At 61.9% G+C, this 25,615-nt stretch carries 29 protein-coding genes; 20 read left to right on the top strand and 9 right to left on the bottom strand.

The annotated features are described in order from the left end of the window. Positions 1-37 precede the first annotated feature (37 nt). From ACE4RL_RS08140 to ACE4RL_RS08115, 6 genes are all read left to right on the top strand, one after another. The gene (locus tag ACE4RL_RS08140) at positions 38-541 is read left to right on the top strand and encodes a pyridoxamine 5'-phosphate oxidase family protein (RefSeq protein WP_375599996.1); all 504 of its coding nucleotides are present in this window, start codon (positions 38-40) and stop codon (positions 539-541) included. A gap of 319 nt (positions 542-860) precedes the next feature. After that, the gene (locus ACE4RL_RS08135; protein ID WP_375599995.1) at positions 861-1,934 is read left to right on the top strand and encodes a 3-deoxy-7-phosphoheptulonate synthase; all 1,074 of its coding nucleotides are present in this window, start codon (positions 861-863) and stop codon (positions 1,932-1,934) included. Positions 1,935-2,100: 166 nt separating this feature from the next. After that, positions 2,101-2,667 (top strand): CDP-diacylglycerol--glycerol-3-phosphate 3-phosphatidyltransferase, encoded by a 567-nt coding sequence (gene pgsA, locus ACE4RL_RS08130; protein ID WP_375599994.1) that lies wholly within the window; start codon positions 2,101-2,103, stop codon positions 2,665-2,667. Then, positions 2,664-2,915 carry a MoaD/ThiS family protein gene (locus ACE4RL_RS08125; protein ID WP_375599993.1) on the top strand — a complete coding sequence of 84 codons (252 nt, stop codon included), beginning with the start codon at positions 2,664-2,666 and terminating at the stop codon, positions 2,913-2,915. The genes pgsA and ACE4RL_RS08125 overlap by 4 nt, the downstream gene beginning before the upstream one ends. Position 2,916: 1 nt before the next feature. Then, a complete protein-coding gene (locus ACE4RL_RS08120) occupies positions 2,917-3,363 on the top strand; it encodes a molybdenum cofactor biosynthesis protein MoaE (RefSeq protein ID WP_375599992.1) in 447 nt (148 codons plus the stop codon). A gap of 143 nt (positions 3,364-3,506) precedes the next feature. After that, positions 3,507-4,457, top strand: coding sequence for a fatty acid desaturase family protein (locus ACE4RL_RS08115; protein ID WP_375599991.1), 951 nt, complete (start codon positions 3,507-3,509; stop codon positions 4,455-4,457). Positions 4,458-4,497: 40 nt separating this feature from the next. Here ACE4RL_RS08115 and ACE4RL_RS08110 read toward each other — a convergent pair whose 3' ends face one another. Beyond that, complete coding sequence (locus ACE4RL_RS08110) at positions 4,498-5,391, bottom strand: branched-chain amino acid aminotransferase (RefSeq protein WP_375599990.1); 894 nt, start codon at positions 5,389-5,391, stop codon at positions 4,498-4,500. A 135-nt stretch (positions 5,392-5,526) separates the two neighbouring features. Here ACE4RL_RS08110 and ACE4RL_RS08105 point away from each other — a divergent pair, with 135 nt between their 5' ends. After that, positions 5,527-6,042, top strand: coding sequence for a MarR family winged helix-turn-helix transcriptional regulator (locus tag ACE4RL_RS08105; protein WP_246204695.1), 516 nt, complete (start codon positions 5,527-5,529; stop codon positions 6,040-6,042). Positions 6,043-6,051: 9 nt separating this feature from the next. Here ACE4RL_RS08105 and proC read toward each other — a convergent pair whose 3' ends face one another. The 5 genes from proC to ACE4RL_RS08080 form a co-directional block, all read right to left on the bottom strand. After that, positions 6,052-6,876 carry a pyrroline-5-carboxylate reductase gene (proC, locus tag ACE4RL_RS08100; RefSeq protein WP_375599989.1) on the bottom strand — a complete coding sequence of 275 codons (825 nt, stop codon included), beginning with the start codon at positions 6,874-6,876 and terminating at the stop codon, positions 6,052-6,054. Further along, positions 6,876-7,376 (bottom strand): YbjN domain-containing protein, encoded by a 501-nt coding sequence (locus ACE4RL_RS08095; protein WP_104893634.1) that lies wholly within the window; start codon positions 7,374-7,376, stop codon positions 6,876-6,878. The genes proC and ACE4RL_RS08095 overlap by 1 nt, the downstream gene beginning before the upstream one ends. Positions 7,377-7,764: 388 nt before the next feature. Beyond that, entirely contained in the window at positions 7,765-8,490 is a 726-nt protein-coding gene (locus tag ACE4RL_RS08090; RefSeq protein WP_375599988.1) for a metallophosphoesterase family protein, read from the bottom strand. A gap of 17 nt (positions 8,491-8,507) precedes the next feature. Further along, the gene (locus tag ACE4RL_RS08085; RefSeq protein ID WP_375599987.1) at positions 8,508-8,759 is read right to left on the bottom strand and encodes an accessory factor UbiK family protein; all 252 of its coding nucleotides are present in this window, start codon (positions 8,757-8,759) and stop codon (positions 8,508-8,510) included. A 91-nt stretch (positions 8,760-8,850) separates the two neighbouring features. Continuing rightward, a complete protein-coding gene (locus tag ACE4RL_RS08080; protein ID WP_375599986.1) occupies positions 8,851-10,605 on the bottom strand; it encodes a hypothetical protein in 1,755 nt (584 codons plus the stop codon). A 348-nt stretch (positions 10,606-10,953) separates the two neighbouring features. On the opposite strand from ACE4RL_RS08080, the gene lgt reads away from it, so the two are divergent. The 8 genes from lgt (at position 10,954) to ACE4RL_RS08040 (ending at position 17,718) form a co-directional block, all read left to right on the top strand. Further along, entirely contained in the window at positions 10,954-11,823 is an 870-nt protein-coding gene (gene lgt, locus ACE4RL_RS08075; RefSeq protein WP_375600254.1) for a prolipoprotein diacylglyceryl transferase, read from the top strand. Continuing rightward, positions 11,820-12,923 (top strand): class I SAM-dependent methyltransferase, encoded by a 1,104-nt coding sequence (locus ACE4RL_RS08070; protein WP_375599985.1) that lies wholly within the window; start codon positions 11,820-11,822, stop codon positions 12,921-12,923. Before lgt ends, ACE4RL_RS08070 begins: the two co-directional genes overlap by 4 nt. Next, positions 12,920-13,681, top strand: coding sequence for a peptidoglycan editing factor PgeF (pgeF, locus tag ACE4RL_RS08065; RefSeq protein WP_375599984.1), 762 nt, complete (start codon positions 12,920-12,922; stop codon positions 13,679-13,681). The genes ACE4RL_RS08070 and pgeF overlap by 4 nt, the downstream gene beginning before the upstream one ends. A 116-nt stretch (positions 13,682-13,797) precedes the next feature. Further along, positions 13,798-14,730 (top strand): ribose-phosphate pyrophosphokinase, encoded by a 933-nt coding sequence (locus tag ACE4RL_RS08060; RefSeq protein ID WP_375599983.1) that lies wholly within the window; start codon positions 13,798-13,800, stop codon positions 14,728-14,730. Between the two features lie 75 nt (positions 14,731-14,805). Continuing rightward, positions 14,806-15,162, top strand: a complete 357-nt coding sequence (locus tag ACE4RL_RS08055; protein ID WP_375599982.1) for a hypothetical protein — start codon at positions 14,806-14,808, stop codon at positions 15,160-15,162. A 142-nt stretch (positions 15,163-15,304) separates the two neighbouring features. Then, complete coding sequence (locus ACE4RL_RS08050) at positions 15,305-15,934, top strand: 50S ribosomal protein L25/general stress protein Ctc (RefSeq protein ID WP_375599981.1); 630 nt, start codon at positions 15,305-15,307, stop codon at positions 15,932-15,934. 70 nt (positions 15,935-16,004) lie between these two features. Further along, positions 16,005-16,715 carry an aminoacyl-tRNA hydrolase gene (gene pth, locus ACE4RL_RS08045; RefSeq protein WP_375599980.1) on the top strand — a complete coding sequence of 237 codons (711 nt, stop codon included), beginning with the start codon at positions 16,005-16,007 and terminating at the stop codon, positions 16,713-16,715. Positions 16,716-16,803: 88 nt separating this feature from the next. Further along, positions 16,804-17,718 carry a lytic transglycosylase domain-containing protein gene (locus ACE4RL_RS08040; protein ID WP_375599979.1) on the top strand — a complete coding sequence of 305 codons (915 nt, stop codon included), beginning with the start codon at positions 16,804-16,806 and terminating at the stop codon, positions 17,716-17,718. 59 nt (positions 17,719-17,777) lie between these two features. On the opposite strand, the gene ACE4RL_RS08035 is transcribed toward ACE4RL_RS08040, so the two are convergent. Further along, positions 17,778-19,145 (bottom strand): alpha-glucosidase/alpha-galactosidase, encoded by a 1,368-nt coding sequence (locus ACE4RL_RS08035; protein ID WP_375599978.1) that lies wholly within the window; start codon positions 19,143-19,145, stop codon positions 17,778-17,780. Positions 19,146-19,263: 118 nt separating this feature from the next. Further along, positions 19,264-20,142, bottom strand: a complete 879-nt coding sequence (araC, locus tag ACE4RL_RS08030; protein ID WP_375599977.1) for an arabinose operon transcriptional regulator AraC — start codon at positions 20,140-20,142, stop codon at positions 19,264-19,266. A gap of 47 nt (positions 20,143-20,189) precedes the next feature. Here araC and ACE4RL_RS08025 point away from each other — a divergent pair, with 47 nt between their 5' ends. Next, positions 20,190-21,005, top strand: coding sequence for a phytanoyl-CoA dioxygenase family protein (locus tag ACE4RL_RS08025; RefSeq protein ID WP_375599976.1), 816 nt, complete (start codon positions 20,190-20,192; stop codon positions 21,003-21,005). A gap of 177 nt (positions 21,006-21,182) precedes the next feature. Here the strand turns inward: ACE4RL_RS08025 and ychF are convergent, their stop codons facing one another. Further along, positions 21,183-22,280 (bottom strand): redox-regulated ATPase YchF, encoded by a 1,098-nt coding sequence (gene ychF / locus ACE4RL_RS08020; RefSeq protein WP_375599975.1) that lies wholly within the window; start codon positions 22,278-22,280, stop codon positions 21,183-21,185. Between the two features lie 169 nt (positions 22,281-22,449). Between ychF and ACE4RL_RS08015 the strand changes: the two genes are divergently transcribed. From ACE4RL_RS08015 to ACE4RL_RS08000, 4 genes are all read left to right on the top strand, one after another. Continuing rightward, on the top strand, positions 22,450-22,929 hold the full coding sequence (locus tag ACE4RL_RS08015) for a MaoC family dehydratase (protein WP_375599974.1): 480 nt from the start codon (positions 22,450-22,452) through the stop codon (positions 22,927-22,929). Further along, complete coding sequence (locus ACE4RL_RS08010) at positions 22,926-23,483, top strand: MaoC family dehydratase (RefSeq protein WP_375599973.1); 558 nt, start codon at positions 22,926-22,928, stop codon at positions 23,481-23,483. Before ACE4RL_RS08015 ends, ACE4RL_RS08010 begins: the two co-directional genes overlap by 4 nt. 31 nt (positions 23,484-23,514) lie before the next feature. Beyond that, positions 23,515-23,859: a hypothetical protein gene (locus tag ACE4RL_RS08005; protein ID WP_375599972.1), complete on the top strand. Its 345-nt coding sequence runs from the start codon at positions 23,515-23,517 to the stop codon at positions 23,857-23,859. 142 nt (positions 23,860-24,001) lie between these two features. Then, positions 24,002-25,021: a TerC family protein gene (locus ACE4RL_RS08000; protein ID WP_375599971.1), complete on the top strand. Its 1,020-nt coding sequence runs from the start codon at positions 24,002-24,004 to the stop codon at positions 25,019-25,021. Positions 25,022-25,615: the final 594 nt, after the last annotated feature.

The raw sequence follows: 25,615 nt of genomic DNA, 5'->3' as shown, positions 1-25,615 counted from the left end.
TCTGGCTCGTTGCTTCTGCAACAACGGAGTACCCGACATGACCGACCAGCACAGCGATACACTTTCATCCGAAGAGGCCATCGACCGCATCTGGGAGTTGGCTGACAAGATCGATATCTGCATGTTGACCACCTGGGACGGCAAACAACAGCGCAGCCGCCCGATGGCGTCGCGCGTTCGCCGCGAAGAAAGCGCCATCTATTTCCTCACCGATATCGAGGGACACAAGCTCACAGAGATCGAAAAATTCCCCCACGTCTCGCTCGCCTGGGCGGACAATGGCGGCCACAAATATGTGGTGATCGCAGGTGAGGCTGAGGTCTTGAACGACCGTGCCAAGATCGAGGAGCTTTGGACCAAGTTCGACAAGGCGTGGTGGGACGACGCCAATGACCCGCAAATCCGTCTGCTCAAGGTCACGCCCGAAGATGGCGAGGTCTGGGACAGTCCCAATATGGTGGTGACCGGTGCCAAGATGCTGGCGGCTGCGGCCACGGGTTCCAAGCCCGACCTGGGCGAGACCGGCAAGGCGCGCTTGTAACGGCATTCGACGAGTCCCTCCTTTACAGAGGGGGGCCCGGCCCGCCTTACTTGGACGGAGGGAAGCGAGGGAGGGGCGGCAAGGTTGCCGGCCCCTACCAAAGTCGGGACTCGACAACCCTCCGACTCGCCGCTACCTTCGCGCCCATGATCAACACCGCGACCTTCTTTTGGTATTTTAGCTATCCGCTCCCGGCGGAGGCTATTGCGCGCGTGTGATCTGACCCCAGACAAGACCACCAAATCGCAAGCCAGCCGCCCGACTTCCGAGGCGGCTGTTTTGTTGGCCCCTCCGGAACATCTCCCAGAGGACCACTAAAATGCTCAAATCCACCGACGACCTGCGCATCACCGAAATCAAACCGCTGACCACCCCAATCGAGGTCATGCACACCCATCCGCGCACCGATGCGGCCACCCGCACCGTGATTGCCGCCCGCCACGCCTTCCACAACATCCTCGCCGGCAAAGACGATCGCCTGGCCGTCATCGTGGGTCCCTGCTCCATCCACGATCCCGAGGCGGCCGTGGAATACGCCAACCGCCTTGCCCCGCTCCGCGAGAAACAGGGCGACCGTCTCGAGATCATCATGCGCGTCTATTTCGAAAAGCCGCGCACGACGGTGGGATGGAAGGGCCTGATCAACGACCCCGATCTTGATGGCAGCTTCAACATCGATCACGGCCTGCACACCGCGCGCGCCCTGCTGCTCGATATTGCCAATCTCGGCCTGCCCGCCGCCTGCGAATTCCTCGATATGACCACGCCTCAGTACCTTGTCGATCTCGTCGCCTGGGCCGCTATTGGCGCCCGCACCACCGAAAGCCAGATACACCGCGAGCTGGCCTCTGGCCTCTCCTGCCCGGTCGGCTTCAAGAACGGTACCGATGGCAATATCAAGATCGCGCTCGACGCTGTCCTTTCGGCCTCCCAGCCGCATCACTTCATGGCCGTTACCAAGGACGGTCGTTCCGCCATCGCTGCCACCGCGGGCAATGAGGACTGCCACATCATCCTGCGTGGCGGCAAAACCACCAATTACGATGCCGACAGCATCGACGCCGCTGCCAAGGCCGCGCAGAAGGCAGGACTCAACCCGGCAATCATGATCGACGCCAGCCATGCCAATTCGTCCAAGAACCCGGAAAACCAGCCTGTGGTTCTCGCTGATATCGGCAATCAGCTGGCCGCGGGCGACGAGCGCATCATCGGCGTCATGGTCGAATCCAACCTGGTCGCCGGCCGCCAGGACCTCGTCCCTGGCCAGCCCCTCACCTACGGCCAGTCCATCACCGATGGCTGCATCGACTGGAACACCACCGTCACAGCCCTCGAAGCGCTTGCCGAAGCCGTCGAGAAGCGCCGCGCTGCAACCAAGAAGGCGGTGGCGTAACACGCCCTCCCCCGAAGTAGGGAGAGGAGCATGTCAGTGCTCGCGCGCAATCATCTCGGCAGGCTCGATCGATCCCTCCCCCTATCAGGGGGAGGTTAGGTGGGGGTATCCAATCAAGAAGGATATCCGCCTTGACCCTTCCCCCGCCATCCTGTTCTCTCCCGGCATGAACCGGAACCCGCTTTTCCTCGTCCCCAATATCATCACCATCGCCCGCATCGCGGCGATCATCCCCATTGCCGCCTTGGTGATGTCGGGCGATACAACAGCGCGCTTGATCGCGCTGTTTATCTACATCGCCGCTGCCGTGAGTGACTGGGTGGACGGCTATCTGGCCCGTGCCTGGGATCAATATTCCGATCTCGGCCGGATGCTCGATCCCATTGCCGACAAGATGCTGGTCGCCATCCTCATCGCCGTGCTCGCCTGGGACCGCAGCCTCTCCGGCCTCGACATGGTCCCGGCCATTGCCATTCTATTCCGCGAGACCTTTATTCCTGGCCTGCGCGAATTTCTCGGCAACAAGACGGTGGTCCTGCCGGTCACCCAGCTCGCCAAGTGGAAGACCACCATCCAGCTCGTCGCTCTGGCTGTCGTGCTGGCCGACCCCCTGATCCCCGGTCTTGCCCTGGTCTCCGACATCGTCCTCTGGATCGCGGGCATCATCACCATCTGGACCGGCTGGCAGTATCTGCGCGCCTCCTGGCCGCATCTCTCGGGCATCGGCAAATGAAGGTGCTCTATTTTGCCTGGCTGCGCGAGCGCCTCAACCGCCCCAGCGACGAGGTGTCCCCGCCCCCCGACGTGGTTACCCTTGCCGATCTCGTCACCTGGCTGCGCGCGCGGGACGAAGTTCTCGACCACGCCATGGAAAACCCGGCCATTTTCAAGCTCTCCCGCGACGCCCGCATCGTGCCCTGGGACACGCCCATTGCCGGCGCCCGCGAGATTGCCATCCTCCCGCCCATGACGGGCGGCTAGAATGATCCGCGTCACCACGGACAGTTTCGACCCCGGCGCCGAAGCCAACGCTTTCCAGGCCGCTCACACCGAGGCCGGAGCCATGGTCAGCTTTACCGGCATTGTCCGCTCCATGCCCGACGACCCGATCTCGGCGCTGATCCTGGAATGCTATCCCGAACTGGCCGAAAACGAACTATCCGCCATCCGGGGCCAGGCCATCGCCCGCTTTTCACTCATCGATGCTGCCATCATCCACCGCCATGGCCGCCTGATCCCCGGCCAATCCATCATGATGGTGCTGACCTTGGCCCCCCATCGCCAGGCCGCCTTCGATGGCGCCCAATTCCTTATGGACTATCTCAAGACCGGCGCGCCCTTCTGGAAACAGGAGGAAACTGCCGCGGGCCTGCGTTGGGTCGATGCCAGGCCCGAAGACGACGAGGCCCACGCCCGCTGGGCCCGTTAACCCAGTTTCCAACGGATTCGTTCCAGCCTCAAATCCTGTGTTAATCTTCCATTAACCATGGAGCGTTTCGAGCTCTATTGGAAACGGTTTTGCGGTTCGGAAGCACGGCCAAACAGGGACGTAGGGCATGAAGGAGGCCAATCATGTCGTCGCAAGCCTATATTGACGCCGCCACGGTCAAGCGCCTGTCCGTGCTGCAAACCTGGCGCACCGCATTTGCAGTCCTCTTCGATTGGGGCGTCATTGCCGCTGCCATCGCCATCTCGCAATGGGCACAAAACCCGCTGGTCTATCTGCTCGCCGTGGCCATCATTGGCGGCCGCATGCATGGCTTTGGCGTCCTGCTGCACGATTTCGCCCATTATCGCTTCATGTCCGGCAACAAGGCACTAAGCGACTGGATTTGCGACCTGCTATTGGCCTGGCCGATCCTCACCACCGTTGCCAGCTATCGCAGCAATCACCTCGCCCATCACCGCTACACCAATACCGACAAGGACCCCGACTGGGTGTTCAAGCTGGGCAACCGCCGCTTCACCTTCCCCAAGGCCTGGCAGGAAGGCGCGCTGGACCTCCTGAGCTATCTGGTGGTGGTCGGTTCGATCATCGACATCTTTGGCATGCTGCATCGCCTGAAAGCCGCCGAGAAACCGCCCCTCGCCTACCGGCTGGCGCGGCTCGGCTTCTACATCGCATGCGCCATTCTGTTCACCTGGCTAGGCATCTGGACCGACGTGCTACTCTATTGGTTCGTGCCCTACTTCACGGCCTTTTTCCTGCTCATGCATGTGCGCAGCGTGGCCGAGCATTTCGGCTCGATGGACTATAGCCACGAATTGGGCGGCACCCGCTCAGTCCTGCCCTATTTCTGGGAGCGGGCCTTCTTTGCTCCGCACAATGTCAACTATCACCTGGAACACCACCTTTATCCGAGCGTGCCCTTCTACAACCTGCCCCAATTGCACGCGGCCCTGATGGCCAATCCCGACTACGCCGCGCGCGCCCATAACACGCGCGGCTACACCACCGGCCTGGTGCGCGAAACCGTGTTCGGCGTGCCATCTATTCAACAAGAAAGCAAAACGCCCGCCTGAATGGCGGGCGTCTTCTTGTTCATCTTGGGGGGAGCCAGGCCTACTCCGCCGCAGCCTTCTTCGGCTGCACGGCCCGCGCATAGGCATCGATCAGCGTGCGGCACGCCTCGCCCGGGGTAAAGTTGAACTCCCCGATTTCCGAAACCGGCGTCACTTCCGCAGCCGTCCCGGTCAGGAAACACTCGTCGAACTGGCTCAATTCCTCGGGCATGACGTGCCGCTCGGTCACCGTGAACCCGTTTTCCTTGGCCAGGGAAATCAGCGTCTGCCGGGTGATGCCGTTCAGGAAACAGTCCGGCGTCGGCGTCGTGATCTCCTTGCCCTTGATGAAGAACACATTGGCGCCCGTGGCCTCGGCCACATAGCCGCGATAGTCCAGCATCAGTGCATCGGCGTAGCCATTGGCCATGGCCGCGTCCTTGGACAGCGTGCAGATCATGTACAGACCCGCCGCCTTGGCCGAAGACGGAATGGTCTCCGGGCTCGGGCGCTTCCACTTGCTCCATTCCAGGCGAATGCCCTTGAGCTTTTCTTCCACCGAGAAATAGCTCGGCCACACCCAGGCCGCGATCGCCACATGGATCTTGTTGTTGCGCGCCGGCACGCTGAGTTCTTCCGAACCGCGCCACACCACGGGCCGCACATAGGCGTCGACCAGATTGTTCTTTTCCAGCACCAGAGCCTTGGCCGCTTCGATCTCGTCGACTGAATAGGGGAACGGCTTCATGTCCAGCGTCGCCGCGGAGCGGATCAGCCGCTCGGTATGCTCGCGCGACTTGAAGATTTCCCCGCCATAGGCGCGCTCGCCCTCGAATACGGAGCTGGCATAGTGCAGGCCATGCGTCAGCACGTGCACCTTCGCATCCTTCCAGGGCTTGAGTTCGCCATCAAACCAGAGCCAGCCATCACGCTGGTCCATAGGCAGGCCTGCCATTGTTCCTCTCCAAAAATATGTCTCGCGCCGTTCTTCCCGAACGCGCCTTTTGCTCAATCATGCATCAGGGTCAAACCCTTGGCAAACCGGAACGGCTCTGGGATAAGTCAAAGCTGTGGTGCCGATGGAGGAACAATGCCAGCGGATCGAAAAAATGTCAACAAGGCTGACATAAATTCTCTGGCCGATCAGGCACACCTGCCGCTCGACATCATGGGGCTGTTTTTCTTTGCCTATCGCGACTTCACCGGCGACGCCGATGCCCTGCTCGAACGTCAGGGTTTTGGCCGCGCCCACCACCGCGTGCTTTATTTCGTCAATCTGCGACCCGGCATGCCGGTCGCCGACCTGCTCGATATCCTGAAGATCACCAAGCAGAGCCTGGCCCGGGTGCTGCGCCAACTGATCGACAATGGTTATGTCGAACAGCGCACCGGCCATGCTGACCGGCGCCAGCGCCTGCTCTACGCGACCGACAAGGGCCGCGAATTCTTCGCCAAACTGTCCGAAACCCAAGCCAGCCGCATCGATGCCTCGATCGATGCCCTGCCCCCCGAAGCCGCCAACATGGTCCGCCGTTTTCTCGTCGGCATGGTCGACCCCACTGACCGCGCCGTTCTCGACCGGCTCAACCTCACCAGCAAACTCTGAAATCAGGCGTCAGCCGCGCCCCAATTCTTCGCTGCGCTTGCGGGCCGCATCCACGGCCCTTTCCATCAGCGGCGTCAGCCCGTCATCGGCCATCAGCACATTCAGCGCCGCCGCCGTTGTGCCATTGGGCGAGGTCACGTTCTGCCGCAGCACGCCCGCCGGGGCCGAATCGGCCTCCATAAGCGCCGCTGCGCCGATCACCGTCTGCCGCGCCAATTGCATCGCGACATGTTCGGGCAGTCCCTGCTTGACGCCAGCCGCCGCCAGCGCCTCGACCAGGTTGAACACATAGGCAGGACCCGAGCCCGACACCGCCGTGACCGCGTCGAGATCGTTTTCGGCATCGAACCAGGCCACCTGCCCCGCCGCCGAGAGCAGCGCATCGGCCGCCGCACGATCGTCCGTGCCGACCTCCGGGCCGGCCACCGCGCCGGTCACGCCTTTGCCGATCTGTGCCGGCGTATTGGGCATGGTGCGCACCACCCGCCCGGTTTCCAGTCCGGCCGAAAGCGTCGCAATGGAAATCCCGGCGGCAATCGAAAGCACCAGGGTCTGCGGTCCGACGGCCTGCTTCAGGCCCTCCATCACCTCGCCAATGATCTGCGGCTTGACCGCCAGCACCAGCACATTGGGCTCCAGCCCAATCGCTTCGGCGTGAATGGTCAGCTCATAATCCGCCGCCAACGCCTTGGCTGCATCGCTCGGCGCCGGATCGACCAGCACCAGATTGCTCCCCGGCAACCCGGCTTCGAGCCAGCCGCGCGCCATTGCCATGCCCATCTTGCCGGCGCCAACCAGCATGACGGGACCCAAAGTCCGCAGATTTGCGCTCATTATGCTTCGCCTACTGTCTCGAACATCACATGGCTCAGAGCATCGGCGGCCGACTTGCCGGCCCACACGACGAACTGGAATGCCTGATAGTAGAGATCGCAACTATCGGTAGCAGAACGCAGCAAAGCCTCGCATTGTTGCGGCGAAACATCCGCCCCGCCGGTCAGCAGGTGCGAATTGCGGAACAGGACAACGCCCTCCTTGTTCCAGATATCGAAGTGTCCAATCCAGAGCTGCTCATTAATCAGGCTGATCAGCTGCTTGATTTCGGCCCGCCGCCCCTCTGGCGCTTTGAGATCGAAAGCACACGCGATATGCAGGCTTTCCAGATCTTCCATCCAGTTGAACGAGACGTGATAATCGCTCCACCCCCCGCGCACGGAAATGGAAATCTCGTCGGCATCCTGCCGCTCGAAATTCCAGTCGTTGATCGAGGCGATGTGCTCGACAAGGTCCACCGGATGGGAGACGCGGTCGGGCTCATATTCAATCAGGGACATATAGATCGTCCGTCCTTGGAAGGCGTTTTCGTCCACGCAGCCTTTGGGCCACCACTCTTGGGGTACGCTTGGAGAACAACACCGCCAACGCGACGGCCTCAAGAATCGTCCTCCATGTCTGAACCCTACACTGCGTCTTTGATTCAGGGGACGCGACGGGATCGGAGAACACCATTCTCTTGTGGATGATGATCGGACCGAAATGGTTAACGAGCCATTAAGACGCCCGGCCAGCCTGTCTCGAAACGGTGCTTTTGCACACTTCGACTCGTGCCGCAGGCAAAATGTCCCCTGTGGGGAGATTTTAGAGAAGAAGGCCATGAGAGCTACGCTCGAATGGCGGCGCCACCCGGGCGCTTCGCGTTCAAGCGAAATCACGATGCCCCCCCTACCCCAGGCTTTCCGGTCCGGCCCAGCCGAACCGGATCGCATCACGCCAGCCCGGGAAGCCATTCTCCTCGGCCAGGCGAGCTGCCGCATCTGTGTCATAGGGCACGGAGATCAGCGCTGTCTGCCATAGCCCCTGCCGCCGCTCGATCACGGCGTAATGCGCATCGGGCGAACCGCGTACCAACTGCATCCCCACCGAACCTGGATTGACGATCAGCCGCCCATCGCTGAGCCGTAATGTCCGCGCAATATGTGTATGTCCGCATAAGATCACTGGCAGGTCCAGACCCAGCGCCTCGCGCGCCACCTCCTCCTCGGAAGGCAGAATGGTTGTGCGCCCGTCATAGAAATTATCCAGCCAGGGCGCCTCGTCGCTCTTCGGCGTCCCGTGGCAGAGAAACACCGCGTCGCCCAGCTTGGTCGTCGCCGGCAGGCCTGCCAGCCACCCCATCTGGTGTGCGCTGAGCCGGGCACGGGCGAATTCATCCACCGACGACGGATCATGCCGCAGCGAAGGGTCCACCACCCACCGGTCGTGGTTGCCGCGAATGCAGATGGCGTCAAGCGCCATGATGCGCTCCGCCGCTCCCGCCGGGTCGATCGGACCGCTCACATGGTCGCCCAGGCACACAATGGCCTCGACACCATGCCGCTCGATATCGGCCAGTACGGCATCGAGCGCCGGCACATTGCCGTGAATATCGGAAAGGACCGCGACCCGCATGATCCGGTCAGCCTGCTCTAGGAAGCAGCCTTTTCGCCGCGCAGCGCCGCAATTTCCTTGCGCAGCGCTTCGATTTCCTCGCCCTGCACCTGCACCAGCTCGCGCAGCGCGTCGAAGTCCTCGCGCTTGACCAGGTCCATGTCGTTGACGATCCGCGTGGCCTGCGACTTGACGACGGTTTCCACTTCCCGCCGCACGCCATCAGCCACGCCGGCGGCCTCGTTCATCACCCGGCCCAGCCCATCGAAAATTCTGTTGTTCTGGTTCATGGCACGGCTCCCTGTCGTGGAAAGAGTTCTCTGCCCGATATGTAGGCGATGGGCGGAGCAATGACCAGTGCGCCCGAAGCGCCCTCTTCCACTATGGCGTCGTTTCGATCTCATAGATCTGCAGCCCCGCCTCAGGATCGCTCAGAGGCTTGAGCCAGCTCCATCCCAGCCCCGCAAAATCGTTCAGACCCGCCAGCGCAGCCGTCGGGTCGATGCTGCGGCAGAACACGAGATAGTCAAGCTTGCGCTCCTGCACCACCGCAAGTGCTTCGGCCTCTCCGCCCTCGAAGAACCGGACCATATCGCGAAGCCCATCCTCATTGCGGTGATAGCCCGCCGAGACAATGGAGTGCGGAGATTCCAGCAGCAATTGGGGTCCGATCAACAGAAACGACATCATGTTGCCCGGCGGCAATGCGTGCAGTTGCTCATAGGCCGACCGTTCTTGGCACCCCGACCAGGCGGCGGCCCTCGACATATCGATCGGGGGCGACCAACCAAAGGCGGTATCGCTCAGCGCGAAGAGGACAAAGTGGCCCGCTCCGGCAAATGTGACAAAAGTCAGCACGACACGGCCAACGGACACCCAAGACTTGTGCCGGCGAAAGTGTGCCCAGGAGAGCGCTGCCAGAAACGCCGGCCCCGGCAGCAGGGCGATGCTGAGCAGGCGGAAGCCGCGCACCTGCAGACAGAACACGACGAACAGGGCAAAGCAGAACCCGCCCAAAACAGCCCAGCGCCAACGCGTCTGCCGTGGCGCCAGCAGGGTGGCCAGCACAATGGCCAGCGTGCCAATTACGGGCGCGACCAAAATGGAAAGTTGCGGCCTCCAGGAGCTGGCCCATATCCAGACCGGTTGGGCCTCGCCGATCTCCGGCATGAGGATGCTGGCCACATCAGCGTCGAGATTGCCATAGGGCCCGCCTATGCATTCGGGAAAGATCCATAGGCATAGACCCACGGCCACAATGGCCAGGGTGCCCAGCACTACAAACCGCTGCCACGGCCCGCCAAGGAGGGGAGCAACGGCCACAGCCGTGAGAATTGCCACGCCGAACAAGGTTCCGGCCACCACATAGCTTATCGACAGAGCGTCGCAGGCAGCCAGCAGGACCGACGACATCGGCGTGCTGATCAATAGATGAACAAGCAGCGCCGCCGGAAAGCTCGCGGCAACGGCAAGCAGCGGACGCCTGCCCTGGTCCGGATCGATTACCCAATAGAGCCCGAAACAGACAAGCACCACAGCAACAGACGGCAACACTTCCGTGCCGATCGCCAGACCCGTCGCAGCGAGCGCACCGGCCGCCACGGCCCAGCCAGTTTGATGCCTGCCCAGCAGGGTCGCCAGGATCATGCCCAGCGTCAAAGCAGTCTGCACATTGTGGTGATCCACGCGCCCCGGCACAAACTCGGTATAGACCGACAGGGTCAGAGCCAGCAGCCCAAGTGCGGGCAGACGCGAGGCCCTGCCGCCAATTCGCTCCGACAACTCGGCTACCAGTGCGACAACCACCAGCAGAACCAGGAGCGGCCAGGCAAAGGCAGCCCAATAGGGTGCCGCATCCTGCGCAAAGGGCCAGACCATTGCCGTAAGCAGGGCCAGCGGCGCATCGATCAACCGGGACCAATGCATGGGCGCACCAAATGGCGCATTGTCCCGGTGCTGGGTCGTATCGAACCAATCCTGGCCATTGAACAGGTCGATCGCCTGAACCAGTCTCATGGCGTCGTCGCCCGTGACCTTGGGAACCGCACCGCTCACCAAGGTAGGCAGGCTGAGTGCAGCGGCCAGCAGCACCCAGACCACCAATATCTGGGTCAGGTTCCAGGCCGTTCTCTTCATTGCATCTCCCCGCGCCGCGCGGCATCTCCCGTCGAACATAGAAAAAATCGGTTAAGTGGAGTTGAAACCCCGGACCAAACAGTTCTCCCCACCCCAGCAGCCGCCTGCGGACACGGCCAGCAGGAGACACCCGCTTGATCTGTCTGGACGGGGCACATCTCTCCAGCGGGAGATTTGAATGGAGAAGGGCGCGAATGGCGAGACGCGGCGACATCTTCATTGCTGAGACGCACGCGCCTTCGGACACGTCCGCTGGAACCGGAAGCCCCGGACCGACCGGCCCTTGGGCACGTCCGCGCGTCGAACAGCTTGAACCAACAGCACCATCGGGCTACGGCATACACAATCCTGCCACTTGGCGCGCTATTCTGCGGTCGACATCCGGAGCACATCTTGCCCTTCCCCAATATTGACCCAATCGCCTTTGCCATCGGCCCCATTGCCATCCGCTGGTACGCCCTGGGCTATCTGTTTGGAGTTTTGCTGGGCGCGGCCTATGGCTATTTGCTCTTGCGCAATGAGCGCCTCTGGCATCGCGGCGCGCCGCCCTTCCCCGCCAAGGATATCTGGGATTTCGCCTTCTGGACCATGCTCGCCATCGTGATCGGCGGGCGCCTAGGCTATGTGCTGTTCTACAACCTGCCCTATTATCTCGAGAACCCCACCGAGATCATCAACACGCTTGATGGCGGCATGTCTTATCATGGCGGCATGCTCGGGCTGATGCTGGCCGTGGTTCTGTTCACCCGGCGTCACAAGGGCAACTGGTTGAGCGGCCTGGATCTCATTGCAGCGGTATCCACCATCGGCATCTTCCTTGTCCGCATCGCCAATTTCATCAATTCCGAGCTTTATGGGGCGCCCACCGATGCACCCTGGGGCGTCGTCTTCCCCACCGATCCGCTGCAGGTCGCCCGCCATCCCAGCCAGCTCTATGAAGCAGCGTTTGAGGGCCTGCTGCTATTCTTCATCATCCGCGTCGCCACCCATGTGTTCTACGCGCTCAGGAAGCCCGGCCTGGTCGCCGGCATTTTCGGCATCGGCTACGCGATCTCGCGCATGGCCGTCGAATTCGTCCGCCTGCCCGATGCGCAGCTTGGCTATCTTTATGGCGGCTGGCTCACCATGGGCCAGGTGCTCAGCCTTCCCATACTCCTTGGCGGCCTGATCCTTGTCATCTATGCGGCTACTCGCCGCGAAAACCCGTTGCGCCCATGATTGAAAAGCCCACCGCCCCCAAGCTCGACAGCCTGACGCTGGAACAGCAGATCGATCTGCAGATCGCGACATCCGGTCCGATCTCGGTCGCCACCTATATGGGCCTCTGCCTCACCCATCCGTCCAAAGGCTATTACCGCGCTGCCGAACCGCTCGGCGCGAAGGGTGATTTCGTCACCGCGCCGGAAATTTCCCAGATGTTCGGCGAGCTGATCGGCTTCTGGCTGGTCAACCTCTGGCAACAGATGGACGAACCCAAGGCCTTCACCCTGCTCGAACTCGGCCCAGGCCGCGGCACGTTGATGGCCGACATTCTGCGCGTCGCCTGCCGCGCGCCCGGCTTCCGCGATGCCTTGCAACTCCGCCTGTTCGAGACCAGTCCCGTGCTGATGGCCGAGCAGAAGGCAAAGCTCGAAGTCTATGACCCCAAATGGCTGCAGGATTTCGAGAGCTTCGACGACGGCCCAGTGCTCATCATCGCCAATGAGTTCTTCGACGCTCTGCCCATCCGCCAGTTTGTCCGCAAAGCAGATGGCTGGCACGAGCGTCAGGTCGGCCTCAAGGATGGCAAGCGCGCCTTTGGCCTCTCGCCCACACCCATATCGCCCGCCTCCATGCCCGATGCGGTGGCCAATGCCGAACCCGACACCATGCTCGAGGTCTGCTTCGCCGCTGCCGAAGTGCTAACCCGCCTGGGCAAGGTGATCGCCCAGCAGGGCGGCGCCCTCCTCGCCATCGACTATGGCTACGGCACGACGCAAACCGGCGACACCCTCCAGGCCGTCCGCCGCCACGCTTATGCCGATGTGCTCGAAGCGCCCGGCGAAACCGATATTTCTGCCCATGTCGATTTTGGTGCCTTGGGCAACGTCGCCCGCGCCGCCGGCCTCGCCACTCAACCCTTGGCCACTCAGGGTGACTTCCTCACCCGCCTCGGCATCGGCGAGCGCGCCGCAGCCCTTTCCGGCGCCAATCCTGGCTCCGCCAACGATATCCGCACCGCCCATGACCGGCTGGTCGGACCCGACCAGATGGGCAACCTATTCAAGGTGTTCTGCGCCCACAGCCCCGGCCTGCAACCACCCGGTTTCACCGCATGACCGCGCCATTCGAACGAGCCCCGGCACTTGCCGTCATCCCGACGATCCGCCACGGCTTTTTCGGCCGCTCCGGCGGAGTGTCCAAGGGCGAATTTGCCGGACTCAACGTCTCGTTGAGCGTCGGCGATGATCCCGCCACTGCCGAAGCCAACCGCCAGATCGTGGCCGACACTATTGGTCTGGGCCCGCTCAATATTCTGAAACAGACGCATTCCACCCGCGTCCGGACCCTTACAGGACCCATCACCCCCGGCACTATCGACGCCGACGCTCAGGTCACCGCCATCCCTGGCATCGCCCTGGGCATTCTCACCGCCGACTGCACGCCGATCCTGTTCGCCGATCCGGAGGCCGGCGTCATCGGCGCTGCCCATGCCGGCTGGCGCGGAGCCGCCGAAGGCATCGCCACCAATACGATCGCCGCCATGGTGGCACTCGGCGCTGACCCGGCGCGCATCCATGCCGCCATCGGGCCCACCATTTCCCGACCCAATTATGAGGTCGGCGACCAGTTTCGCGACGATTTCCTGGCCTCGCACCCGGATGGGGAGCAATTCTTTGCCACCCCGGAAGGCGGCAAGCCGCATTTCGACCTGCCCGGTTTTGTCGAAGCGCAATTGCGGGCTGCCGGCCTCGCCTTGGTCGAGAATCTGGGTATCTGCACCTATGCCCATCCCGAGCGCTACTTCTCCCATCGCTATGCCACCCACCAGCAGACCAGGACCGGCCGCCAGGTCGCTGTCATCGCAATGACATGAGGTTTATTTACCGCTAAGCCCAAAGTGGCGTTGTCACGCCTGGAACTTGCCGCTAAAGCTGCCCGCGAAACTGGGAGGTCCCCACCCGAGGGACCGGCTGAGACAGGATCGCGCCCATGAAGCTGGTGACCGGCAACTCCAACCGCCCCTTGGCCGAGGCCGTCGCCAGCTATCTCGAACTTCCCCTTACCGCCTGCATGGTCAAGCGCTTCGCCGACAAGGAAGTCTATGTCGAGGTGCAGGAAAATGTCCGCGGCGAGGACGTGTTCATCCTCCAGTCCACCAGCTATCCAGCCAATGACAATCTGATGGAGCTGCTCATCATCACCGATGCGCTGCGCCGCTCCTCGGCCCGTCGCATCACCGCCGTCCTGCCCTATTTCGGCTATGCCCGCCAGGACCGCAAGTCGGCGCCCCGCACACCCATTTCCGCCAAGCTGGTCAGCAACCTGATCACCGAAGCCGGCGCCAACCGCGTGCTGACGCTCGACCTGCACGCTGCGCAGATCCAGGGCTTCTTCGACATTCCCACCGACAATCTGACCGCCGCCCCCGTCATGGTGCGCGACATCAAAGACAATTACGACGTCAGCAATGTGATGATCGTCTCGCCCGACGTCGGCGGCGTGGTGCGCGCCCGCAATGTCGCCAGCCGCATCGGGGCGAGCCTGGCCATTGTCGACAAGCGCCGTCCTCGCGCCGGCGTGTCCGAAGTCATGAACATCATCGGTGATGTCGAGGGCCAGACCTGCATCATGATCGACGATATCGTCGATAGCGGCGGAACCCTGGTCAACGCCGCCGAGGCCCTGCTCAAGGCCGGCGCCAAGGAGGTTTCGGCCTATATCACCCACGGTGTCTTGTCCGAGGGCGCGGCCGAACGCATCGCCGCCTCCAAGCTCAAGGAACTGGTGGTCACCGACTCCATCCTCGAGACCGAAGCCACCAAGGCCGCCGCCAATATCCGCCGCATGTCGATCGACGCGCTGATCGGCGAGGCCATCGCCCGCACCGCCAGCGAGCAGAGCGTTTCGAGCCTCTTCGACTAGCGTCGCGTTCACAAATCCTATCCCCCGCACCCATCTGGCGTTATCCTGTGCTCACCAGCACAGGAGGAGCCGACCATGCCGCGTTTTCTCGCTCTCTATATGGGCACGCAGAATTCCGAAGTGCAGAAGGCCTGGGACAACCTTCCAGAGGCCGAAAAGACCGAGCGCAGTCAACGCGCCATGACCGAATGGGGCCAATGGGTCGAGCGGCACCGCCACGTCATCGTCGATATGGGCGCGCCGCTCGGCAAGACGCTCCTGGCCTCGCCGGAGGGCATAGCGCCCACCCGCAACGCAGTTGCCGCCTATGTCATCGTCGAGGCAGACACGCACGATGACGCAGCACAGATGTTCAAGAACCACCCACACTTCACCATCTTTCCCGGAACGGGCGTCGAGATCATGCCCTGCCTGCCCATGCCGGGGGCTTGAGTGTCCGGATAGGCGAGAATCTATTGCCCGGCGCCCCGTATTCCTCTATATCCCGCCGCCATGAAGCGCTCGTCACCCCTGGAGGACGGGCGCGTATGTTGTTGTAGGAACGACATACACCAACCCAGAATGGATGATTTCCATGGCTGCCAACAAAGTGCTCAAGGCACAGGCGCGTGAGGGAGTGGGCAAGGGGGCCGCTCGTGAGCTGCGTCGTCAGGGACGTGTTCCCGCTGTTATCTATGGTGACAAGAAGCCCCCCGTCACCGTTTCCGTCGAATACAAAGACGCACTGAAGTTCATCTATGCCGGCGGCTTCAAGTCGCACATCCTCGACCTCGACGTCGACGGCACCGTGCATAAGGTGATCCCGCGCGACTACCAGCTCGACGTCGTCATGGACCAGCCGGTTCACATCGACTTCCTGCGCGTGTCGGGCAATTCCAAGCTGCACGTCGAAGTGCACGTGGAATTCATCAACGAAGAGAAGAGCCCCGGCCTCAAGCGCGGCGGCACGCTCAACGTTGTGCGCCACACCGTCGAGCTGATCGCCCCCGCCAACGAAATTCCCGAGCACGTCACCGTTGACCTGTCGGGCACTGAAATCGGCGACTCGATCCACATCTCGGCCGTGACCCTGCCCCAGGGCGTGACGCCGGCAATCACCGATCGCGACTTCACCATCGCGACCCTGGTTGCTCCGTCGGGCCTCAAGTCCTCCGAAGCTGCCGATGGCGGCGCCGAGGCAGAAGAAACCGCTGACGAGGAGTAATCCCCAATTCAGCGACGAAACGTGTGAGGCGGCCTAAGGCCGCCTCATTCATTTGCAATAGGGCCATGCCATGAAACTGCTTGTTGGACTGGGCAATCCCGGCGCGCAATATGCGGGCAACCGCCATAATATCGGCTTCATGGCCATCGATGCCATCGCCGCGGCCAATGGCGTGACCAACTGGAAATCCAAGCATTCGGGGCTCCTGGCCGAAGCCAGCATTGGCGGCGAGCGCGCCCTGCTTTTGAAGCCGCAGACCTTCATGAACAAGTCAGGCGACAGCGTCCAGCAGGTCGCCCGCTTCTACAAGATCGAGAATGTCGACATCATCGTCTTTTACGACGAGCTCGACCTGGCGCCGGGCAAGGTGCGGGTGAAAGTGGGCGGCGGTAATGGCGGCCATAATGGGTTGCGGTCCATCGATCCGCAGATCGGGCTGGACTACAAGCGCGTTCGCCTCGGCATTGGCCATCCGGGCAAGGAATTCGTCACCCACCACGTGCTGGGCGACTTCGCCAAAGCCGACCAGGCCTGGCTCGACCCGTTGCTCGACGAAATCGCCCGCCAGGCACCGCTTCTGCTGAGGGGCGACGACAGCGGCTTTATGAACAAGCTCGCTTTGGCAGTGAAGGGCGATGAACCGAAACAGGACGACAAGCCCGTCGCCCCCAAGGGCCAGAGTCACATTCGCCAGGCCCGCCCTGCAAAACCGCAGACCGAACTGCCCAAGTCCGGCCCCATGGCCGACATGCTAAGCAAACTGTTCGGCAAGCGCGACTAGTTCGCGCGTCGGTCGTCTGTCCCGACGGCCAGATCACGAATGTCTCGCGCAGCTTGCTCCCGAACCACCGGCTTGCCAATATTGCGGCATGCCACTCAAAGCCAGTCGAGCCTTGCTGACCGCGCTGCTGTTCCTGTTCCAGTTCTGGGCACCTCAGGCTGCGGCTCAGGAGCTGGAGGTCCGAACCTGCCATGCGTTGGAAGAACGAGAAATTTGCATCGCAGAGCACAGTTACAAGGCCGACGTGTGCGCCGCCATCGCGATCTTTGCCGAGCATTGGAGCCTACCCGCGGATTACTTTGCCCGACTTATTTGGCAGGAGAGCCGTTTCAATCCAGCGGCCGTCAGCCCTGCGGGAGCACAGGGAATTGCGCAATTCATGCCATCAACTGCCCGTCTGCGCGGTCTGGTCAATCCGTTCGATGCGACTGAAGCAATGGCGCGCTCAGCCGAATATCTGCGCTTCCTCGAGATCAAGTTTGGCAACCTCGGACTTGCTGCTGCTGCCTACAATGGCGGCGAAGGCAGGATAGGGCGTTATGTTGCCAATGGCGGCGGCGCTCTGCCCGCCGAAACGCGCGACTATGTTACGATCGTCACCGGCCATTCCGTCGAGCAGTGGCTTATCAACGCCGTGGGAGAGGTCGACTACACCTTGGACAAGGGAAGTGACTTTCGCACAGCCTGTGTCGCCATGGCCGAAACGATGCGCCCTCCCAGCCTCACGACTGCGTCCGCCCAGTGGCAACCCTGGGGTGTCTTGCTGGCGCAGAATGCTTCCGCCGACCGGGCACGGAGCCGCTTTCTTGCAACCCAGACACGGTTCAGCAGCCTGCTGGCCAATGAGCAGCCGATGCTGATCAGCGTTCGCAACCCGAATTTTGGCAATCAACTGCGCTTTTCGGCGATGGTCGGTCGTCCGAACCGCCAGGAAGCCGAAGAACTGTGTCAGCGTCTTCTCGAGATGGGCGGCAACTGCATCGTACAAAAAAACGCCCCTTGAGGCATCCAAACGGCTGAAGCACCTCCCGGTCCGGGCCGAGAGGTGCTTTTCAAGTTGCTCTATGCAACAGCCGCCTTGCGTGGCCCCCGCGCCCATTCGGGCAGCCATTCGCCATGAGCCTCGATCAGATCGTCGACGACGTTCCAGATCTGGTCCAGATCCAGCTCGGCGGCGGTGTGCGGGTCCATCATGGCGGCGTGGTAGATATGCTCGCGCTTTTCTTCCATCAGCGCCCGCACGGTGAGTTCCTGCACATTGATATTGGTGCGCATCAGCGCGGTCAGCTGAGGTGGCAATTCGCCGATATAGGTCGGCTGCAAGCCATTGTCGTCAACCAGGCAAGGCACCTCGACGGCTGCATTGTTCGGTAGCGAGGTGATGACGCCATTGTTGCGCAGATTGCCGTAGATCACCGAAGGTTCGCCGGTCCAGACCGAGTTGACGATTGAACTGGCGTATTCCTTGGATTTGGCCACTTCGATGCGATCGGCGTTGCGATAGTCTTCCGAAGTCTTCTTCCACTTGGCAATTTGCTCCACGCAGCGCTTGGGATATTCATCGAGCGGAATACCGAATTTTTCGATGATGTCCTCGCGCCCCTCCTTGATGAAATAGGGCGTGTACTCGGCAAAGTGCTCCGAGCTTTCGGTGACGAAATAGCCCAGCCGCGTCATCATCTCGTAGCGCACCTTGTTGGGGCAGCGCGGGTTCCAGCCCGGCTTGGGGGCGCGGCCCTCGGCATAGGCGCGGTGCAGCTCGGGGTAGAGGTCCTTATAGGTCCCGTCCGGCTGGCGATGCTCTAACTTGAGATAAAAGGCCATGTGGTTGATGCCGGCAGAGCGGTAGCGGATTTCCTCGTAGGGAATATCGAGGTCATGCGCCAGCTCCATGGCCGTGCCCTGCACCGAATGGCAGAGACCCACCTGCTTGATAGACGGGTATTTTTCCGCGATCGCCCAGGTATTGATGGCCATCGGGTTCACATATTGCAGCATCACCGCATCAGGCGCGACCTGCATCATGTCTTCGCAAATGCTCCACAGATGCGGCACGGTCCGCAGCCCGCGCATGATGCCACCAACGCCCAGCGTATCGGCAATGGTCTGCCGCAGATTGTATTTCTTGGGCACCTCGAAATCGACCACGGTCGAGGGCTCGTAGCCGCCGATCTGGAAGCAGACGACCACGAAATTGGTGCCATCCAGCGCCTCGCGCTGGTTCGAAAAGGTGCTGACCGTAGCCGGCACGCCAAGCGTCTTGACCAGCTTGCCGGCAATGATCGCGCTTTCTTCCAGGCGCGTGGGATTGATGTCCATCAGCCGGATTTCCGCGCCCGCCAAAGCGGGCCGTTGCAGAATGTCGCCGACAATGTTCTTCATGAACACGGACGAGCCAGCACCGATAAAGGTGATCTTTGGATTTGCCATTGGGGATGCTCCGTAACTGGCCGGGACCGGCCTGCGGCTCCTCCTGCCGCGTTGATCCCAATGCTATCGGCAATCGCCGATGATGCAATCCGGGATGGAATGCCTTTATTCCGGTTTTCTAAGAATCCTGTTCGGCGGCGCCGCGGGACTGCCCGCTCCAGCGCCGAAATGCCTGAGGACTGTATCCCGTTGCGCGGCTGAACCGGCGCGAAAAGTAGAATGGACTGTCAAACCCCACCTCCGCAGCGATTTGCTTGACCGGAAAACTTGTGCGCCGCAACAGGTCGCCGGCCCGTCGCAACCGCGCTCCTTCGAGATAGCCCTGCACGCTCTGCCCGGTTTCCGCGCGAAACAGATGTGACAGTCGAGATGGCGACAGCCCGGCCTCCCGGCTGACATCCTCAACGCTCACACGCTCGGCCAAATGGGCCTCCATGAACGCCATGGCCCGCCGCACGCGCCTGTCCAGATCGCCCGTTTCAGGCGGATTATGCATGTCGCATTGCAGCAGCAGCGCTTCCAGCGCATTCATCGCCAGCGCGTCCGCGCGGCGCTGGCCACTGCCAAGCAGGTCGTGCACATGCAGGAATTGCCCAACCAGAGCATCTTGGTCACCCTCCGGCCGCAACACCCTCAGCCCGCCGTCCAGGCGAGGCCAGCGCAGCCAGTCATGCCAGTCCGCGCGTGGCTGAAAATGCGCCCATACCAGTTCCCACCGCGCAGCATCGTCGGCAACGCCATAATCATGCGGCGTTCCGGGCGGCAGCAACACCCAGTCCCCGGGCTCGGCGCGAAAGTTACCGGCCCCATGCCCAAACCGTCCACCGCCGGACAGCGTCAGAACCAGAAGCCAATCTCCGACGCCATTTGGCCGATAGGCACGATAGCCCGCGGCCTCGTCAAAATGGCCCGTCAGCAGGCGCAGGACGTCATCATGCGGGGTTTCAACGGTTGAGATCATAGCAGGATAATACATGCCTTCGGCAGTCCAAGCCATGGCTCTGCTGCGTCTGGTGGCTATGGTTGGGCCCAGGAGGAATGCCAATGACCCTATCTAGCGAACAGCGTGCCGCCTATGCGCAAGACGGCTTCCTGGCCCTGCGCGGCCTGATCGCCCCTGACGAAATTGCCCTGATCAGAGACACCTTCATGGCCCAGGCCAGTGAAGGCCCGGTTCCGGGTCTCTCTGACATACGCAGCGGCAGTCCGGCGGGCAGCGACCCACTGGCGCGCTATCCGCGCATGATGCATCCGCACAAGCATGACGATAAGCCGGTCGGCCCGCTCGCCCGCCGCTACATGCTCGACGCCCGCCTCGAACCAGTTCTGGCCGAACTTTTCGGCGAAGCGCCCTATGCCTGCCAGTCCATGTTTTACTTCAAGCCACCCGGCGCCCGCGGCCAGGATTTGCATCAGGACAATTTCTATCTGCGCGTGAAGCCCGGCACCTGCCTGGCCGCCTGGATCGCGGTCGACGATGCGGACGAAGGCAATGGCGGCATGATGTGCGTGCCCAATACGTCCAGCCTCGACATCGCCTGTCCCGAACCATCCGATCCGACGCTGTTCTTCACCTCCGACCACGTCGAGCCTCCGCCCGGACATGAGCCACGCATGATGAATCTCAAGGCAGGCGATGTGCTGTTCTTCAACGGCAGCGTCATCCACGGCTCGACACCCAATACCAGCGCAGACCGTTTCCGCCGTTCGCTGATCTTCCATTATGTGCCGGCCAGCACTGTCGAGATAAGCCACTGGTACGAGGCCATCAGTTTCGCGGGAGACAGGATGGATATCGCCATCAACATGGATGGTGGCCCCTGCGGCACCGCCCAGCCGATTCCGGCCGGTCCGCACTAGCGGGTTGATTCCTCTCTGGACTGCCAGAACGGGCCGCCGATATCCGCACTTGCCCCCAATCCGGCAAGGGATATGAGAGCCCGGCTCCTGACCAGCGCCATCTAATAAATGGATTAGCCGGCGCTGCGTTTTGCGCAGCCGCCGGCTTTCCTCAACTCGATTAAGAAACGAGCCGCCTCAGACGTTGAACTTGAACAGCATCACGTCGCCATCCTTGACAACATAATCCTTGCCCTCGTCGCGCGCCTTGCCCGCTTCCTTGGCCGGCACTTCGCCGCCCAGGGTCACGAAGTCCTCGTAGCCAATGGTCTGGGCACGAATGAACCCGCGCTCAAAATCGGTGTGGATCACCCCGGCCGCCTGCGGGGCCTTGTCACCGCGATGGATAGTCCAGGCGCGGGTCTCCTTGGGGCCTACCGTGAAATAGGTCTGCAGGTTCAGAAGGTCATAGGCGGCGCGGATCAGGCGATTGAGGCCGGGCTGCTCAAGCCCCAGCGAATCGAGATACTCGGCCTGCTCGTCGTCGGGAAGCTGGGCCAATTGGCTCTCGATCTCGGCGGAGATGATGACGACACCCGCATGATTGGCCGCGGCATAGTCCTCGACCTTCTTCGAATGCTCATTGCCCGTCGCCGCCGAGGTCTCATCGACATTGCAGACATAGAGCACCGGCTTGCTGGTCAGCAATTGCAGTTCGTCGAAGGCCTTTTCTTCTTCCGGGTCGCGCTGGACAAAGCGGGCCGACTTGCCGTCGCGGAGGACCGCAAGGGCGCGGTCGACCAGCTCCAGCGTCTGCTTGGCCTCCTTGTCATTGCCCTTGGCCTTCTTCTCAAGGTTGGGGCGCCGCTTTTCGAGACTTTCGAGGTCCGCCAGCATCAACTCGGTCTCGACCACTTCGGCATCGGCCAGCGGATCGACCTTGTTGGAGACGTGAATGACATTGCTGTCTTCAAAGCAGCGCAGCACATAGGCGATGGCATCGGTCTCGCGGATATTGGCGAGGAACTGGTTGCCCAGCCCTTCGCCCTGCGATGCGCCTTTCACCAGGCCCGCAATATCCACAAAGCTCATGCGCGCCGGCAGAATGTTCGCCGACTTGCCGATGGCCGCCAGCTTTTCCAGCCGCGGATCGGGCACCGACACCTCGCCCACATTGGGCTCGATGGTGCAGAACGGGAAGTTGGCCGCCTGCGCGGCGGCGGTGCGGGTGAGTGCATTGAAAAGTGTCGACTTGCCGACATTCGGCAGGCCGACAATGCCCATCTTGAAGCCCATGGGTATCTCCGGGAAATCGTTGCGCTCCAATTGGGCGGGATCGCCGCCGATGTCAATGTTTTGGCGCCTGCGCAGTCGAAACCGGCTTGGCTGCCCGGTACCACACATCTATCCCTTGCCCCCGACGGCGGCGCGTGCCAAAAAACCAATTGACGTATAGGGCAAGCAAATGACCAATCCTGTCACAAAAGATCGGCGGCATTTCGAGGACCTCGCCGTCGGCGAAGTCATCGACCTGGGGCGCACCACCGTCTCCAAGGACATGATCATCACCTTCGCGCGCGAATTCGACCCTTTACCGTTTCATCTTGACGAAGCCGCGGCCAAGGCAAGCCTCTTGGGCGGGCTCGCCTCCAGCGGCTGGCAGACCGGTGCCCTGAGCCTGAAAATGCTGGTCGACAATTTCCTCTCGCAGATTGCCTCTTGCGGCGGGCTGGGTTTTCGCGATCTCAAGTGGAAAACGCCGGTGATGGTTGGCGACACGATTGGCGGCACGGTGACGATTGCCGAGCGGCGCCGGTCCTCCACTCACCCGCAATGGGGCATTGTCACGCTCGACTTCGACATGCGCAATCAGAACGGCAAGCCGGTGATGAGCATGCGGCTGGCCAATCTGGTCGAATGCCGCAAGGCGGAGGCCGTGGCATGACCCGCTGGTTCGAGGACATAGAGGTCAATGAGCCCTTTCCGCTGGGCGATCACACTTTCTCGGCCGAAGAGATCATCCGCTTCGGCACGCTCTACGATCCGCAATATTTTCACACAGACCCGGAGCTGGCGCGGCACAGCCATTTCGGCGGGCTGATCGCTTCGGGCTGGCACACGGTCAGCGTGGGTCACCGCAAAATGGTCGATGCTTTGTTTGCTGAAGAAGAACGGCTGCGCGGGCTCGGCCAGGAACCGGGCGTCTCCGGCCCCTCCCCGGGGGTCAATTCGATGGATTTCAAGGCGCCGGTCCGCCCGGGCGACAAGGTGACCTATACACTCACGGTCACCGACAAGCGGCCGTCCAATTCCATTCCCGGCTGGGGCCTGCTGTTCAACCAGCTCACCGCCGTCAACCAGCATGGTGAACTGGTTTACGAGGCGCATCTGGTCGGCTTTTCCAAACTGCGCGACTACACCATGCCGCTCCGGCTGCGTCTGTTGCTGGCGCTCTCCAAAACGCCTGTTCTCGGAAAGCTGATCAGGCGCGGCTCTTGATCGTGTCACACCGGCTCGGCATGCTCTGCTAATGCGCCGATTCGCCCTTTGCCTCGCCATCACCGCCCTGTCTGCAATGCCAGCTCTCGCCCAGGCCTATCAGGGCAATTGGAGCTGCCGCGACGCCACCACCAACAGGGTCGGCATTCTGACCATCTATGGCCAGGTCTATGGCTGGGCCTCGCGCGCCGCCAACGACCCCAATTCAGGCACGGGCACCCTGACCCCCTACCAGGATGGCGTCGGGTTCAATGACGGCAATCTGCGCGCCAATTCTGCCGTTCAGGCGGGCCGGCTGATCGACGACGCCAATTTCGGCACCGCCCTGCAGCTTGAAACCGCCGACACCATTGTCATGCTGTGCCATCCGCGCTAGCGGCTGACACCAAAAGCAGGGGGTTGAACTTTTCGCCCCTTTAGCGCATTTAGAAGGGGCAGTGCCGGGCCCCTCTGGTCATAGCCCCCTTGCTATGGCGATGTCGGAACTGCTCCACCTATTTCATGGAGAAGGTCCGGCGATGGAATCGCTTCTTGCCGCCCTTTCGGGCGATTTTCTGGGTACCCCCGTCTATTTCTGGGTCGCGTTCATCGCGATCGTTATTGCACTGCTTGTCTTTGACCTCGGCATCCTGCATCGGGATGAACATGAGATCGAAGCCAAGGAGAGCCTGTTGCTCTACGGCTTCTATGTCGTGATCGCGGTCGCCTTTGGCGCCTGGGTCTGGTTCAGCCGGGGCGCACAATCCGGCCTCGAATTCTACACCGGCTATCTGATCGAGCAGTCACTGGCGATGGACAACATGTTCGTCATCGCCACCATCTTCGGCTTCCTTGGCATCCCCAGGCTTTACCAGCACCGCGTGCTGTTCTGGGGCATTCTGGGCGTCATCCTGTTCCGCGCCATCCTCATCGGTGTCGGCGCCGCGCTGGTCCACCAGTTCGAGGCAATCCTGTTCCTGTTCGGTGCGTTCCTGGTGTTCACCGGCATCCGCATGTTCTCTCACTCCGACGAAGAGCCGGATATGGAGAGCAACAAGATCCTGATCTTCCTACGCCGGCATTTCCGCATCACCAATTCGCTGCGCGGACGGAACTTTACGGTCAAGGAACCCGACCCCAAGACTGGCAAGGTCGTCACCTGGCTGACACCCCTGGCGGTGGCCCTGATCATGGTGGAGATTGTCGACCTGATCTTTGCGGTCGACTCGGTACCGGCGGTCTTTGCGGTCACGCAGGACACCTTCATCGTCTACACCTCCAACATCTTCGCCATCCTGGGCCTGCGCGCACTCTACTTCGCACTGGCAGCAGCCATGAACCGCTTCCGCTACCTGCAGGTATCCCTGGCAATCATTCTGGTTTTGATCGGCATCAAGATTTTCCTGGTTCCGTTGGGTATCAAGATCGACACCTTGCTGGCGCTGGCCGTAACGATCTCGATCCTGGCGGGTGGCGTTCTCTACTCCTTGTGGAAGACCCGCAACGAGCCTGACATCAGTGCCGAGGATCAGCCCAAGACCGGCCAGCTCGAGCCGTGACCTGATGGGCACAGCCCGCAGCCAATCCAGAAGCATGAGAAAGGCCGGCGTTGACGCCGGCCTTTTTTCCTTGCCTAAGTTGCGACCATCAATGCGGAGGTTTCGCACCCAAATGAACTGAGAACTCGTACCGGATGCCGCCCCGCAACCGTTCCGCGCCATGCGTGTGAGCGGACTGTGCTGGATGCCGGCCTGGACGAGATCGACAGACATGGTGCCCTGACGGCCTGAGCCCGTCCCTCTGCGTCCTTCCCGCATATCCGGCGTCCCACCCAGAACCGCTTCACCGCGTGCTTTTGGCACGCACCGATTTGCCTGAGCCAGCCCGCGCAGTGCCATGCCGGGCGGGAAAGGATGTTTCATGCCTAAAAACCAGTTCCAACGCCCACTACCGGTCAAGCACACCCAAAATGTGCTGCGCCGCGGCAAGCCCGTACCGCCGCCGCCCAAAGCCGCGACCAAGCCCTCCAAGGCCCCTGCTGCGGCTCTGCCGCCACTGGCGGCGCTCTTGGAAGCACCGGGGCGGAAGTAGATCCAACAGGGGTCTGGCGCGCTGCCGGGCCCCTGCACCAGTCTTGCCGCAATTGGCCGTTA

The sequence above is a fragment of the Devosia polycyclovorans genome (assembly GCF_042181575.1).
GTDB classification, from domain to species: domain Bacteria; phylum Pseudomonadota; class Alphaproteobacteria; order Rhizobiales; family Devosiaceae; genus Devosia; species Devosia polycyclovorans.
The sequence above is the reverse complement of the archived record's forward strand: the minus strand, read 5'-3'. Positions and strand labels throughout refer to the sequence as shown.